Here is a 12,573-nt window from a genome sequence, read left to right as displayed (position 1 = left end):
CGGTCGGGGTTCACGTTTAGGGTGAATCCTATGGCCAACGATTCATATTCAGCTCTTTCCGACCCCACTCGGCGCCGGATCCTGTCCGCACTGCGCCACGGCTCCCGTCCGGTGGGAGAGTTGGTCGAAGAACTGAAAGTCTCCCAGCCCACCGTGTCCAAGCACCTCAAGGTTCTGCGGGATACGGGACTGGTGGCAACGCGCGCTGAGGGGCAGAAGCGCTACTACAGCGTCCAAGCGCAGCCCCTGCGCGAGGTGACCGCCTGGATCGAGGATCTGCTGTCGGCCACCGAAGACCCGGTGGACACCGAGGAACCCACGGACTCCGAAGGGCCGGCGACGGACGAACTAACCGGAACCCCCGAGGCGGCCCCCGTTGCCATTGACGAACCGCGCACTCTCCCCTGGTTCGGCGCACCGGAGGTCATGGAAGAACTCGCGCAGGATGACGGGCAGACCGTCCGCGACGAAACTTCCGAATCCGTGGAGCTCGAGCCCGAGATTGCAGAAGCCCCCGTGGTTGATGTGATCTCGGATGATCCAGAACCCTCGGAGCCTAAAAATGTGCAAGAACTTCTGGAAGACCCCGAGGTATCCAACAGTTCCACCCTTCCCGATGCTGTTGCCTTGGGCGCGGAGGTGGACGTCACAGGCGCTAGTGTGGGAGCCAACACCGACGTTACTTCCGCTGAGCCCAGCGCGGATTCAGCCGAATCCGATGGTTCGAACTCCACGAAACCCGAATTCGGGATTCCACCTGTGCGCAGCGGAGGCGCACACCGGCGTCAGAGCGGTCTGCTGTCCACTCTCACCGGGTTCCGGCGTCGTGGGCGCAGCCCGCGGCGATGATGGCTCGGTGAGCACCTACAACCGATAGACGGCAGGAGACCCATGCACGAGAATCTGATTCCGATTCGACAAGCAGTGATTGCTCGCAACCCCGGTGAGTCCGAGTTCCATCAGGCAGTGGACGAAGTCTTCGAATCGCTGGGCCCCGTGGTGGCGCGCCACCCGGACCTGCTCGAATCGGCCATCCTGGAACGGATCTGCGAACCCGAGCGACAGATCATTTTCCGCGTGCCCTGGACCGATGACAACGGCCACGTGCAGATCAACCGCGGCTTCCGCGTGGAGTTCAACTCCGCACTGGGCCCCTACAAGGGTGGACTGCGCTTTCACCCCTCGGTCTACCTGGGCATCGTCAAGTTCCTGGGCTTCGAACAGATCTTCAAGAACTCCCTGACCGGCATGCCCATTGGCGGCGGTAAGGGTGGCTCGGACTTCGATCCCTCCGGTCGCTCCGACGCCGAGATCATGCGGTTCTGCCAGTCCTTCATGACCGAGCTGTACCGCCACATCGGCGAGTACACGGACGTCCCCGCGGGTGACATCGGTGTGGGTGGCCGTGAGATCGGTTACCTGTTCGGCCAGTACAAACGCATCACCAACCGCTACGAATCCGGTGTCCTCACCGGTAAGGGTTTGGCCTGGGGCGGTTCGCTGGTGCGCACCGAAGCCACCGGCTACGGCACCGTGATGTTCGCGGAAGAGATGCTCAAGACCCGCGGCCAGGACATGGACGGCCGGGAAATGCTCGTGTCCGGTTCCGGCAATGTGGCGATCTACGCCATTGAGCGTGCGCAGTCGTTGGGTGCCAAGGTGCTGACCGCGTCCGATTCGAGCGGGTACGTGATGGATCCCGATGGCATCGACCTGGATCTGCTGAAGCAGGTCAAGGAGGTGGAGCGCGCACGCATCAGCCAGTACGCCGAGCGCAAGGGCGGTCGTGCACGATTCATCTCCGACGGTTCCGTGTGGGATGTTCCCGGCTCCGTGGCGTTGCCGTGTGCCACCCAGAACGAGCTCAACGGCCGTCAGGCCAAGAAGCTGTTGGCCAACGGAGTGGAGGTCGTGGCCGAGGGAGCCAACATGCCCACCACCGCCGAAGCGATCCGTATGTTCCAGGACGCAAACGTACTCTTCGCTCCGGGCAAGGCGGCCAATGCCGGCGGCGTGGCCACGTCCGCTCTGGAAATGCAGCAGAATGCTTCTCGCGACTCGTGGACCTTTGACTACACGCAGCAGCGTTTGCTGGAAATCATGCGCGGAATTCATCACCGCTGCGCTGAAACGGCCGATGAATACGGAATGCCCGGTAACTATGTGGCCGGCGCCAACATTGCGGGATTCATCAAGGTGGCACGCGCAATGTCGGCCCAGGGTCTGATCTGATTTTTCAGCGATACCCAGTAAGCTCGTGAGTCGAAGCACCTGCCGTGGTTGGCACGTGCTCGACACATGACTTGAGGTTGGTGACCATGGCAACGCATCGTGAGGTTCTGCAATGGCTTGAGAACGAGCTGTTCGACGGCAACCTCGTGCTGGGTCAGCAGTTGCCCATCGACAAAGACCTCGCGGCGATCTTCAGGGTCTCACGTAACTCCATGCGGGAGACCCTGAAGGAGCTGGAGGCTCGGGGCATCATTAAGTTGTTCGACGGCCCGCACCGTTCCATCCTGCCCATTCTGGTGCGAGAGCCGGCCGCTTCTGCGGGGCCCGCGTTGCGGCTACACATGGCTACTTCCGAGTATCCGTTGCGTGACATTGTTCAGGCGCGGGTGCAGTTGGAATCCTGGGCCTTGGAGAATGCCACGGAAGCTAACGTTCCCGTTTCCGAATTGCGATCCATCATGGTGGAAATGGACCGAGATGATGTGGGTCTGAAGCAATTCCACAATTTGTACGTGAGCTTTCATATCGCGCTGGTGAAGTCCTGCGGAAATACGGCCATCACGGCGCTCTTCACGGCGCTGCGCGATTCCATGTACGAATACACCATGGCCCTGGTCGGTCATGTTCCGTTGTGGTCGACCACAACCAGCCGGATCCGTGCCGAGCACCGTGCGATCTTCGGCGCGTTGGAGGCGGGTGACTTCCACATGGCATCTCGCTTGACCATCGAACACATCACTTTCCAGTACCGGGAGGCCGGGCTCGATCCGGACCGCGGCCGCGACGGTGAGATCGATGATCACGGTGATGCGGCGGAGTCGAGGGGCAATCCACCCGTGGGTCTGAAGCAGGCCCGTCAGGCCAGTGCGTGAGCGCTCATTTTCAGGGAATCGGTGCTCAGGCGGTAGGGTGGATCAATAGTTTGCCGTTCATGCGGATTTTGCCGTCCGGTTAGCCGGCCGGCGGGGTGGCGTTCAGGCGCGACCCGTTCAAACAGTCATCGTCTACAACAATGCGAGGGATCCTATGGGTTCAGTCATTAAGAAGCGCCGCAAGCGTATGTCCAAGAAGAAGCACCGCAAGCTGCTTCGTAAGACTCGTCACCAGCGTCGCAACAAGAAGTAAAGCGACATCGCGGCAGGCCTCGTTCCCCAGGAGCGGGGCCTTTTGCGTGCCCGTAGCATGGGCCCATGAGCTTGCCCCGGAATCCCCAGAAGCCCCTGTTGTCTGCAGAAAATTGGACGACAGCTGCCCCCGCTCATCACGTGACGTTGCTCACCAAGGACGGGTGCCACTTGTGTGCGGACGCGCGCACCGTGGTCAGAGCCGCGTGCCAGGACACCGGTAGCGAGTTCTCGGAGGTGGACATCACCACGGATGCAGCCCTGCTGCGCGACTACGCGAATTTCATCCCGGTCGTGTTCGTGGACGGGGTCCCGTGGGATCAGCTGCGCATTGACGAGCGGCGTTTGCGCGACGTATTGAGCTGACGGAGGCGGGGAATCCTGGGCCACGCAGCGGGCGGGCCTCCACGGTTCGCGGTCGTTGCCTTGGAGGCCCCTGAATTGGGCGGTGGCCGGGGTTTTGAGAGACTGTCATTATGTCCTCCGCCACCGTTCATTTGCTGCGCCATGGCCAGGTCCACAACCCTGATGCGATCGTCTACGGACGCATGCCGGATTTCCATTTGTCCGAGCTCGGGGCGCGCATGGCCGAAGCCGCCGCCGCGGACTTCAGGGCTCGTGTGAACCAGGGGGACCGCTACGTTGTGTTGGCGTCATCCCCACTGACCCGAGCCCGGGAGACCGCGGCACCCGTGGCCCGTGAGCTGGGATTGGACGTGGTCACCGAAGAGCGCATCATTGAACCCCGCAATCACTTCCAAGGTTTGCATGTGGACGAGAAAGTACTGTCCCATCCCAAGCATTGGCCCTACATGCTCAACCCGCTGCGTCCCTCGTGGGGCGAACCCTACCGGCACCAGGTAACCCGCATGGCCGAGGCCGTCCGCGATCTGGCCCGCCGGGCGGTGGAGATCGGTGGCGACGGCGCTCAGGCCATCGCGGTGTCCCACCAGTTACCCATTTGGTTGACACGCTTGTCGGTCGAAGGGCGGCCGCTGCCGCACGATCCCCGACGCCGTCAGTGCAACCTCGCGTCCATCACGTCCCTGACCTTCGACGACGTGACAGAACCGGTGCTTCCGCGGCTGAATTACCGGGAACCGGCAGCCCACCTCTACCCAGGGGTCAACCAGCTTCCCGGCTCATAATTACTCCCGAATCCCACCCCGTAGCGTCAGGTGACATACCCGTGAAATTGGCCCGAGTCCGTTCCGCTCAACCCGTCCGATCCCGCCGCTCGCGCACCCGCGTCGCGGCGGCGTCGTTGTCCGTGTGCGCCGCGCTGGTACTGACCGCGTGCGGCGGCTCCGAATCGGACAATCTGGCACAGCAGGCCAGCGAAGGCGGCAACAAGGGCTATGTGGCCGGCGACGGTTCCGTGAGTGAATACGCACCCGGTGAGCGCGGCGAACCGGTCGAGTTCGAGGCCAAGATGTTCGACGGTTCCACCGTTTCCGCTGAGGATTTGCGCGGCGAAACCACCGTCCTGAACTTCTGGTACGCAGGTTGCGCGCCGTGCCGCGCGGAGGCTCCCGATCTGGTGAGCCTCGCAAAGGACTACGAGGGTGACGCCACATTCATGGGCGTGAACCTGCGCGATCAGCAGGCCACCTCCGAAGCCTTCGAGCGAACCTTCGAGATTCCTTACCCCTCCGCCTCGGACCTCAACGGTGAAGTGTTGCTGGCGTTGAGCGATTACGTTCCGCCGCAGGCCGTTCCCACCACCCTGGTGCTCGACTCCGAAGGCCGTGTGGCGGCTCGCGTGCTGGGCAAAGCCGACCACTCCACTCTGAACGCCCTCATCAAGGACACGGTGGCCGAGACGGTATGAGCGGCAATCCCTTCGCCGAGGTCATCCTCGACGGTTCACTGATTGCCGCGCTACCCGTGGCGCTGCTCGCGGGACTCGTCTCTTTCGCGTCACCGTGCGTGCTGCCGTTGGTCCCCGGGTACCTGGGATACGTGACCGGCCTGACCGGTGTGGACCTGCAGGACCAGAAGCGCGGCCGCGTGTTCATGGGCGTGCTGTTGTTCGTGCTCGGCTTCTCCGCGGTATTCGTGGTGATGTCCGTGGTGCTGGCCCAACTGGGTGCGTTCGCCTGGTTCCTGGGGCAGCAGTGGATCATGGTGGTGCTGGGCATCCTGGTGATCCTCATGGGCATCGTGTTCATGGGCGGTTTCTCGTGGTTCCAGCGTGACCGCAAAATCGAACGCCGGCCACCGCCCGGTCTGTGGGGTGCACCCCTGCTGGGGATGACCTTCGGGTTGGGGTGGGCTCCGTGCATTGGCCCCACCTTTGCCGCCGTGCAGGCGCTGGTTTACGTGGACGGTGCCTCCACGGGCAAGGCCGTGATCCTCACGAGCGCCTATTGTTTGGGACTGGGCATCCCGTTCGTCCTCATTGCCCTGGCCCTGCGCCGGGGGATGGGTGCCATGACATTCTTCCGCCGTCACCGTCTCACGCTTCAGCGCGTGGGCGGTGCCGTGCTCGTCCTGATTGGTCTGGCCATGGCCACGGGAGTATGGTCCGCACTGGTTTCCTGGATCCAGGCCGAATTCGTTACCGATTGGGTGATGCCGATATGACACAGGTGCGCGATGAACGCGACCAGAAGGGCAGTGGCAGCGATTCCGTTGCGGTGCCCGCCCTCGGCCCCCTGGGAATGCTCCGGTGGGCGTGGACCCAGCTGACCAAGATGTCCACGGCACTCGTGCTGCTGCTCTTGCTGGCCATTGCCGCGGTGCCCGGATCGATGTTCCCGCAGCGCATCCAGGACCCGGACGCGGTCAACAGTTACATCGAGGCCAACCCAACCTCTGGCCCGTGGTTGGACCGGTTCCAGTTGTTCGACGTCTTTTCGTCCTACTGGTTCTCCGCGATCTACCTGCTGCTGTTCATTTCCCTGGTTGGCTGCGTGCTCCCGCGTGCGGCCCAGCACTACAAGGCGTGGCGCGCCAAGCCGCCGCGCACCCCCAAGCGGCTCACTCGCCTGCCCCAGTACCGCCGCGTACTGTTGGGCGGACGTGACGGCGCCGAAGCGCCGTCGCCGTCGGAAGCGATCCAGGAGGCGACCAAGGCGCTCAAGAAGCGCGGCTACCGCGTAGAGGCCCGCGATCTGGACGGCGAGACGCCGTCCGTGGGTGCCGAGCGCGGCATGTGGAAGGAAGTGGGCAACATCCTCTTCCACGTGGCGCTGCTGGGTGTGCTGATCTCCGTGGCCATTGGTTCGCTGTTCGGTTACAAGGGTCAGAAGATCATCATCGAGGACGAATCCTTTGTGAACACGCTGGTCGCCTACGACTCGTTCACCCCGGGTACCAACTTCAGCGCGGACTGGCTCAACCCGTTCTCCGTGCGCTTGGACAATTTCCAGGCCGATTTCCACCGCGACACCACGGACCCCGCGCAGTACGGAGCCCCCACGGACTTCGAGGCGGACGTGACCGTGACCGAAGAACCCGGCGCGGAGGAGAAGAGCGAGAAGCTCAAGGTCAACGAGCCCCTCAACGTGGGCGGCACCAAGCTGTACCTTGTGGGCAACGGCTACGCACCGGTGATCCGAGTGACGGACGGCCAAGGAAATCTGGCCTACGAGGGCCCCGTGGTGACCATCCCCACCGACTCCGTCTACACGTCCTCGCTCGTGCTCAAGGTGCCCGACGCCGCCCCGGACCAGCTCGGCTTCGTGGGCCTGTTGCTGCCCACCGCGGTCATGGACGAGGGCTCGATGCCCCGCTCCGTGGACCCGGGACTGAGCAATCCGGTGCTGATCATGTCTTCGTACTTCGGTGACTTGGGCCTGGACAACGGTGAATCCCAGAACGTCTACGTGCTGGACGTGGATTCGCTGACCGAGATGAATTCGATGATGTCCGACAACGGCGCCATCACCTTGGACGGCGCCAACCGCTCGGCGGAATTGCCGGACGGCAAGGGCACCATTGAGTTCGTGGACGTCAAGCGGTATGTGGGATTGGACATCCACAACGACCCCGGACGCATCCCCGCGTTCATCTCGTTCGTGGCCGCTTTCGTGGGACTGATCATGTCCCTGTTCATCGCCCGTCGCAGGGCGTGGGTGCGCGCGTATGTGGGCCAGGACCACAATGGCGTGCAGTGTACTGTTCTGGAATACGGACTGTTGGCTCGCGGTGAGGATCACCGCCTGGGCGCGGAAGCGGAAAAGCTGACAAGTTTGTGGACCTCGCTGTGGGAAGACCGCGGTGTGCGCGACTTCCCCCTCAACTCGTCAGATAAGGCGTGAGTGATTTATGGGTAGCAATATCAACGAAACGTTAGGTGTCTGGAGCGAGTGGTTCATGCTCCTGGCGGCCTTCACCTACTTGGTCGCGTTCGTGGCCTTCGTGTGGGACATGGCCTCGCACTCCAAGGCCATCGGTGAAGCTGAGCGCGCCGCGCAACGGCAGAGCGCCGTGGGCCGGGAGGATTCCAAGGAGCTCGTGGGCGCAACCTCGCGCGGTGGTTCCGTGAGCGTCTCGGCGGCCTCCTCCGGCCGCACTGTGGGCCACGACGGCGCTCGCAACGGTTCCGTGGCCGGCGAGTTCCGCACCACCGCCGACGCGCGAACCAAGGGCGCGGACGAGTTCGAGGCCCTCAATTACAAGGACTCCGTCAGCCGCCCTGCCGCCCGTGCGGCCGTGGTGGTCATGGGCATCGCCTTTTTGCTGCACGCCTTCGCCGTGGTGGCCCGTGGTATTGCCGCGGACCGCGTTCCCTGGGCCAACATGTACGAGTTCTGCTCCACGGGTGCCCTGGTGGTGGCGGGCGTCTACCTGGTCACATTGATCTTCAAGGATTTGCGCTTTGTGGGACCCATGGTCTCCGGGCTGGTGCTGCTCATGCTGTGCGCGGCCACCATTGCCTTCCCCACCCCGGTTTCCCCGTTGCCCCCGGCGCTGCAGTCCTATTGGCTGATCATTCACGTGTCCATTGCCGTGGCGGCATCCGGCCTGTTCACCATTACGTTCGCGATGGCGGTGCTGCAGTTGCTGCAGTCCCGTCGCGAGAAGAACGTGACCACGGGTGAGGACACCAAACTGGGGTTCCTGCGCGTTGTCCCCAACTCGACCACCCTGGAGAACTTTGCGTTCCGCCTCAACTCCGTGGGCTTCGTGTTCTGGACCTTCACCCTCGCCGCCGGTGCCATTTGGGCCGATCAGGCCTGGGGCCGATTCTGGGGATGGGACACCAAAGAGGTCTGGACGTTCGTGATCTGGACCGTGTACGCCGCCTACATGCACGCCCGCGTGACCCGCGGGTGGAACGGTAACCGTTCCGCGTGGTTGTCGATCGCCGGCTACATCTGCGTGGTCTTCAACTTCACCGTGGTCAACGTGTACTTCCCGGGTCTGCACTCGTACTCGGGCCTGTAAGCAGGTAGTCGGTTTCGCGTCGATTCCTAGGCGCGATGGCCGGGGGCGGTGTCCGGTTCCGGGCCCTCATCGGTGTCCCACGGGCCGTCCTCCCCGGCGCCGGCTGCGGTGCTCCCACCATCCCCGGGGGAGTCGCTGCCGGGGTGTTTCTCGCCCTGCGTGTCTGCCTCGGCGGCGCCTTCCTCGTGGTCCGGGACCTCTCCGCTCAGGCGGGGGTCATCCGGGTCCAGCGGCTGAGGCTTTTCTCCCGGGGGACGTCCCGTTCGTTTGAGCTCGTTCTCCCACTCTTGGAGCCTGCGCTCATGCGCTTGCTGCCGACGCCGCTCCTCCAAGTTCCGCAGGAACTGGGGGTCATCGTCCGGGCCGCGACCGCGCTGCGGCTGGTTGCCGGGCTCCTCCTTCTTGGGACGGCCGAAGAACAACCAGAGGACCGCGCCAATGACGGGAAGCAGCAGGATCACCAGGATCCACGCACCCTTGGGGATGGACCTGACCTTGTACTTCTCTGTTTGGGCGCATTCGATGAGTGAATAAATGATCACACCCACGGCGAGGGCGCCTGCTCCGATAATGAGTATCGCTCTGCCCATGGTGCCAATCCTAGGGCAGCATGCTGAGGGCCAGCGCATCGGTTTCTGGGCGTTATGTCATGGGCGAAGCCGGTGATGACATGTTGCGATGATGATCGCGTGCTGGAGCAGCATGAGCAGCATGGGGCGGGCGTCCAGGGCGTGCCGGTAGACTGGGTCGCGTGAATTTCCTCAAGTACTCCCTGTTGCGGTTGGGCATCCTGATCGTGGTGTTCGTGATCGCCATGTACGTGGGTGCGGGGCTGATCCTGTCCGGCATCGCGGCGGTGGTGGCCGCTTTTGCGATCTGTTACATCTTTTTCCCCAAACTGCACCTGGCAGCCAGCCAGGACTTTCACCGCTGGATCGACCGCGCTCCCAAGCCCAAGAACCGCGTGGCCCTGGAGGACGAAGAAATCGAGGATTCCTACACGGACCAGCAGGCCCGCAGGGACATCTGAGTCCTGGACGGACTTCCCGGGGTTAGACGTACTGGTTGACCAGCACGGCCAACGCGTAGAGCACGGTGAAGCCCAGGTTCACCAGCCCGCATTGTTTGAGCACGGGGATCAAGGCCCGGCGTTCACCACTCTTGAGCACCGTGGCGCTGGCCGCCAGGGCCAGCGGGGTCATTGCGTAGACGAGCAGGACCCACGGGTTGTACGGCACCAACAGCAGCGGCAACAACATGCCCACGGCCATCTCCGCGGTGAACGTCAGGCGGGCGGTCGGGTCGCCCAGCCGGACGGCCAGGGTCTTCTTGCCCACCTCGCGGTCACCGGGGATGTCACGAACGTTATTGGCCATCAGCAGGGCGCACGCGAACAAGCCCGTGGAGATCGCCATGAGCCAGGCGTCCAGGTTCAGCCGACCGGCCTGCGTGAGCGTTGTACCCAGTGTGGCCACGAGTCCGAAGAAAATGAACACGAAGATATCGCCCAGGCCCAGGTAGCCGTAGGGCTTCTTGCCGCCGGTGTACCCCCAGGCCGCGAAGACGGCGGCGACACCCACGATTGCGAACCACCACTGCTGGGACAGCACCACGAGCGCGGCACCTGCCAGGGCCGCCAGGCCGAAGCACAAGAAGGCCGCGCGCTTCACGTGCGCGGGCCGCGCTGCTCCGGAGCCGGTGAGCCGCAGCGGGCCCACGCGGTCATCGTCGGTGCCGCGCACGCCGTCGGAGTAATCGTTGGCGTAGTTCACGCCGACCTGCAGGAACAGTGCCACGAGCAGCGCCAACCCGGCGTGCCCCAGGTGCGCGGCGTGCATTTGCTGGGCGGCGGCGGTGCCGGCAATTACGGGAGCCGTGGCCATGGGCAGGGTCCTGAGTCGTGCGCCCTCGACCCACTGTGCTGGCGTGGCCACGGATGTACCTCCGAAAACTGGTGAACTGAACCGAGTCATTCTCTCACGCGGGGCGCCGCCCCGGAGCTGAGGTAGCCGTCACCCCGGAGGCCGGGGCGGTGCCTACGCCTCGCGGGTGGAGGTCTTCCGCTCGGGATCCCACCGGCGCAGCGCGGCGGCGGTCACGGTGGTCGGTGCGGGCCGGTCTTGCAGTACCGCCAGCGCCCGCCCCACCTGCGAAGCACTCAGACGCTTGGCCAGTGTCACGTGGGGTGTCCACGGGCGCAGCCTCTGGGAGCCGCCGTCCACCAGACGCTGCCACCCCTCCACAAGGCTATGCATCTCGGGCGGGGCGATCACGTGCTCGGCAAGAACGAACGGCCCGGATCCCAGCACCACCACACCGTTGAGGGTCAACGGCAGCGGAAGGGCGACCGCGAAATGGGCGCGGACGCGTTCCAGCACGTCGGCAGGGATCCGAGATGCCGTGAGAACGGTGATGTGCGGGGCGTTGGAGGCCCCTCGGTGGTCGGCCAGGCTCGGCAAACCCGCCGCGCGCAATGCCTGCCAGCGATCCCGGAACACGGAGTCGTCCTGCGGCGCGAAGTTCAGATCCAGTGAATGAGCGGGCATGCAGATGTCAGCCATTCCCCGGGTGTGGTGTATCGGCGGGGGCTCCGGCGGTGTCGAAGAGTTGCGCGGCGGCGCGGCGGTCCGGTTTGCCGGTGCTGAGCAAGGGGAGCTCCGGTACACAGCGCCAGTACTTGGGTACGGCAGAGGAACCGTGGTGTTCGCGGACCAGGTCGGCAAGTTCTTTGCGCAGCTCGTTCGTGAATTGCCCGTCCCGCGGTACCACCAGCGCCGCCACGGCGTGGCCCCACTCAGCATCCGGTACGGGTACCACGAGCGCCCCGCGGACTCCGGGGTGCTGGGTGAGCGCTGCGGTCACCACGCCGGCCGAGACCTTGATCCCGCCGGTATTGATCACATCGTCCGTGCGGCCGAGAACGCTCACCGTGCCGTCCTCGGCGGTGCTTCCCAGATCGTCCGTGCGGTACCAGCGCTGTCCGTCGATCACGCGGAAGTGCTCACCGGTCTGCCGGGGGTCGTCCAAATAGCCACCGGCAACGATGTCGCCGCCCAACCAGATGCGCCCTACTCCCGGCGCGTGGCCGGCCGGGGAGGTGAAGTGGGAGAGGTCGCCGGCGGCGTCGTCGGGAACCGTGCGGATCCGGACCGTGTCCAAGGGTCGCCCGTTGTACACGCAGCCACCGCACGTCTCGGACATGCCGTACGTGCTGACCACGGTGAGTCCTGCGTCTCCGGCTTGCCGGGCGAGGGTGCGGGACAGTGCGGAGCCGCCCACCAGGATCGCGTCGAAGCGCGCGAGAGCGCGGACGGCTTCGGGGTGGGGAGCGGCGTCGGCGGGGTCCAGGATGCGTTGCAGCTGGGTGGGCACCACGGACACGTACCGCGTCTGGTGGTTCATGCCCGAGGCGGCCCGCGCAAACCCCTCCGGCGTGAAGGGGCCGGGCGCCATGAGCACGGGTGTGGTGCCGGCGAGTACGGACCGCGCCAACACCTGGACGCCCGCGACGTAATGCGCGGGCAGGCACAACAGCCACTGGCCGGGCCCGGACGTGGCTCGTTCGGTGGCCCGCCCGGATGCCGTGAGAGCCTCCGTGGTCAGGACCGTCTTCTTGGGGCGGCCCGTTGACCCGGAGGTCGAGACGATCACCGCGGGGCCGGGGCGGGACAGTGCCTCGCCGAGGGGTTCGAGGAGCGCAAGCGGATCACCCGTCACGGGACCGTCGAACACAACGGTGTCCCGCGGCAGGGTACCGGCGGCGGGTGCGCGCAGAGGTTTTCCGGGAAGTTCAGACACCGGGGCTGTCACCGAGGAGGAGTGG

15 protein-coding genes are annotated in these 12,573 nt (G+C 64.6%); 11 read left to right on the top strand and 4 right to left on the bottom strand.

Annotated elements, in window-relative coordinates; genetic code table 11:
• Positions 1 to 30 precede the first annotated feature (30 nt).
• From ABEA06_RS00415 to ccsB, 10 genes are all read left to right on the top strand, one after another.
• Entirely contained in the window at positions 31 to 849 is an 819-nt protein-coding gene (locus ABEA06_RS00415; RefSeq protein ID WP_345310202.1) for an ArsR/SmtB family transcription factor, read from the top strand.
• Between the two features lie 42 nt (positions 850 to 891).
• On the top strand, positions 892 to 2,232 hold the full coding sequence (gene gdhA / locus ABEA06_RS00410) for an NADP-specific glutamate dehydrogenase (RefSeq protein ID WP_303383316.1): 1,341 nt from the start codon (positions 892 to 894) through the stop codon (positions 2,230 to 2,232).
• 86 nt (positions 2,233 to 2,318) lie between these two features.
• Positions 2,319 to 3,104, top strand: coding sequence for a FadR/GntR family transcriptional regulator (locus ABEA06_RS00405; protein WP_190781234.1), 786 nt, complete (start codon positions 2,319 to 2,321; stop codon positions 3,102 to 3,104).
• 154 nt (positions 3,105 to 3,258) lie between these two features.
• Positions 3,259 to 3,357 carry a 30S ribosomal protein bS22 gene (locus ABEA06_RS00400; RefSeq protein ID WP_005504750.1) on the top strand — a complete coding sequence of 33 codons (99 nt, stop codon included), beginning with the start codon at positions 3,259 to 3,261 and terminating at the stop codon, positions 3,355 to 3,357.
• A gap of 65 nt (positions 3,358 to 3,422) precedes the next feature.
• A complete protein-coding gene (locus ABEA06_RS00395) occupies positions 3,423 to 3,722 on the top strand; it encodes a glutaredoxin family protein (RefSeq protein ID WP_303383317.1) in 300 nt (99 codons plus the stop codon).
• A 110-nt stretch (positions 3,723 to 3,832) separates the two neighbouring features.
• Positions 3,833 to 4,504, top strand: coding sequence for a histidine phosphatase family protein (locus tag ABEA06_RS00390; RefSeq protein WP_312395022.1), 672 nt, complete (start codon positions 3,833 to 3,835; stop codon positions 4,502 to 4,504).
• A gap of 41 nt (positions 4,505 to 4,545) precedes the next feature.
• Positions 4,546 to 5,187, top strand: coding sequence for a TlpA family protein disulfide reductase (locus ABEA06_RS00385; RefSeq protein WP_345310201.1), 642 nt, complete (start codon positions 4,546 to 4,548; stop codon positions 5,185 to 5,187).
• The gene (locus ABEA06_RS00380; RefSeq protein WP_345310200.1) at positions 5,184 to 5,942 is read left to right on the top strand and encodes a cytochrome c biogenesis CcdA family protein; all 759 of its coding nucleotides are present in this window, start codon (positions 5,184 to 5,186) and stop codon (positions 5,940 to 5,942) included. The genes ABEA06_RS00385 and ABEA06_RS00380 overlap by 4 nt, the downstream gene beginning before the upstream one ends.
• Complete coding sequence (gene resB, locus ABEA06_RS00375; RefSeq protein ID WP_345310199.1) at positions 5,939 to 7,621, top strand: cytochrome c biogenesis protein ResB; 1,683 nt, start codon at positions 5,939 to 5,941, stop codon at positions 7,619 to 7,621. Before ABEA06_RS00380 ends, resB begins: the two co-directional genes overlap by 4 nt.
• A gap of 7 nt (positions 7,622 to 7,628) precedes the next feature.
• Entirely contained in the window at positions 7,629 to 8,750 is a 1,122-nt protein-coding gene (ccsB, locus tag ABEA06_RS00370; protein ID WP_303383193.1) for a c-type cytochrome biogenesis protein CcsB, read from the top strand.
• A 26-nt stretch (positions 8,751 to 8,776) separates the two neighbouring features.
• Here the strand turns inward: ccsB and ABEA06_RS00365 are convergent, their stop codons facing one another.
• Entirely contained in the window at positions 8,777 to 9,340 is a 564-nt protein-coding gene (locus ABEA06_RS00365) for a PLD nuclease N-terminal domain-containing protein (RefSeq protein ID WP_303383194.1), read from the bottom strand.
• A 161-nt stretch (positions 9,341 to 9,501) separates the two neighbouring features.
• On the opposite strand from ABEA06_RS00365, the gene ABEA06_RS00360 reads away from it, so the two are divergent.
• The gene (locus ABEA06_RS00360; protein WP_303383195.1) at positions 9,502 to 9,780 is read left to right on the top strand and encodes a DUF4229 domain-containing protein; all 279 of its coding nucleotides are present in this window, start codon (positions 9,502 to 9,504) and stop codon (positions 9,778 to 9,780) included.
• Between the two features lie 22 nt (positions 9,781 to 9,802).
• On the opposite strand, the gene ABEA06_RS00355 is transcribed toward ABEA06_RS00360, so the two are convergent.
• The 3 genes from ABEA06_RS00355 to ABEA06_RS00345 form a co-directional block, all read right to left on the bottom strand.
• A complete protein-coding gene (locus tag ABEA06_RS00355; protein WP_303383196.1) occupies positions 9,803 to 10,684 on the bottom strand; it encodes a 1,4-dihydroxy-2-naphthoate polyprenyltransferase in 882 nt (293 codons plus the stop codon).
• A gap of 102 nt (positions 10,685 to 10,786) precedes the next feature.
• Entirely contained in the window at positions 10,787 to 11,296 is a 510-nt protein-coding gene (locus ABEA06_RS00350) for a 2'-5' RNA ligase family protein (RefSeq protein WP_345310198.1), read from the bottom strand.
• Between the two features lie 7 nt (positions 11,297 to 11,303).
• Positions 11,304 to 12,548 (bottom strand): AMP-binding protein, encoded by a 1,245-nt coding sequence (locus tag ABEA06_RS00345; RefSeq protein ID WP_345310197.1) that lies wholly within the window; start codon positions 12,546 to 12,548, stop codon positions 11,304 to 11,306.
• Positions 12,549 to 12,573: the final 25 nt, after the last annotated feature.

Origin of the sequence: Kocuria gwangalliensis (assembly GCF_039544365.1) — a bacterium.
Taxonomy (GTDB): domain Bacteria; phylum Actinomycetota; class Actinomycetes; order Actinomycetales; family Micrococcaceae; genus Kocuria; species Kocuria gwangalliensis.
This window is presented reverse-complemented; position numbering and strand designations above follow the sequence as displayed.

Coding starts and splice junctions, on each gene's coding strand:
- ABEA06_RS00415 (WP_345310202.1), top strand. CDS start 31: ATGGCCAACGATTCATATTCAGCTCTTTCCGACCCCACTCGGCGCCGG.
- gdhA (WP_303383316.1), top strand. CDS start 892: ATGCACGAGAATCTGATTCCGATTCGACAAGCAGTGATTGCTCGCAAC.
- ABEA06_RS00405 (WP_190781234.1), top strand. CDS start 2,319: ATGGCAACGCATCGTGAGGTTCTGCAATGGCTTGAGAACGAGCTGTTC.
- ABEA06_RS00400 (WP_005504750.1), top strand. CDS start 3,259: ATGGGTTCAGTCATTAAGAAGCGCCGCAAGCGTATGTCCAAGAAGAAG.
- ABEA06_RS00395 (WP_303383317.1), top strand. CDS start 3,423: ATGAGCTTGCCCCGGAATCCCCAGAAGCCCCTGTTGTCTGCAGAAAAT.
- ABEA06_RS00390 (WP_312395022.1), top strand. CDS start 3,833: ATGTCCTCCGCCACCGTTCATTTGCTGCGCCATGGCCAGGTCCACAAC.
- ABEA06_RS00380 (WP_345310200.1), top strand. CDS start 5,184: ATGAGCGGCAATCCCTTCGCCGAGGTCATCCTCGACGGTTCACTGATT.
- resB (WP_345310199.1), top strand. CDS start 5,939: ATGACACAGGTGCGCGATGAACGCGACCAGAAGGGCAGTGGCAGCGAT.
- ccsB (WP_303383193.1), top strand. CDS start 7,629: ATGGGTAGCAATATCAACGAAACGTTAGGTGTCTGGAGCGAGTGGTTC.
- ABEA06_RS00365 (WP_303383194.1), bottom strand. CDS start 9,340: ATGGGCAGAGCGATACTCATTATCGGAGCAGGCGCCCTCGCCGTGGGT.
- ABEA06_RS00350 (WP_345310198.1), bottom strand. CDS start 11,296: ATGCCCGCTCATTCACTGGATCTGAACTTCGCGCCGCAGGACGACTCC.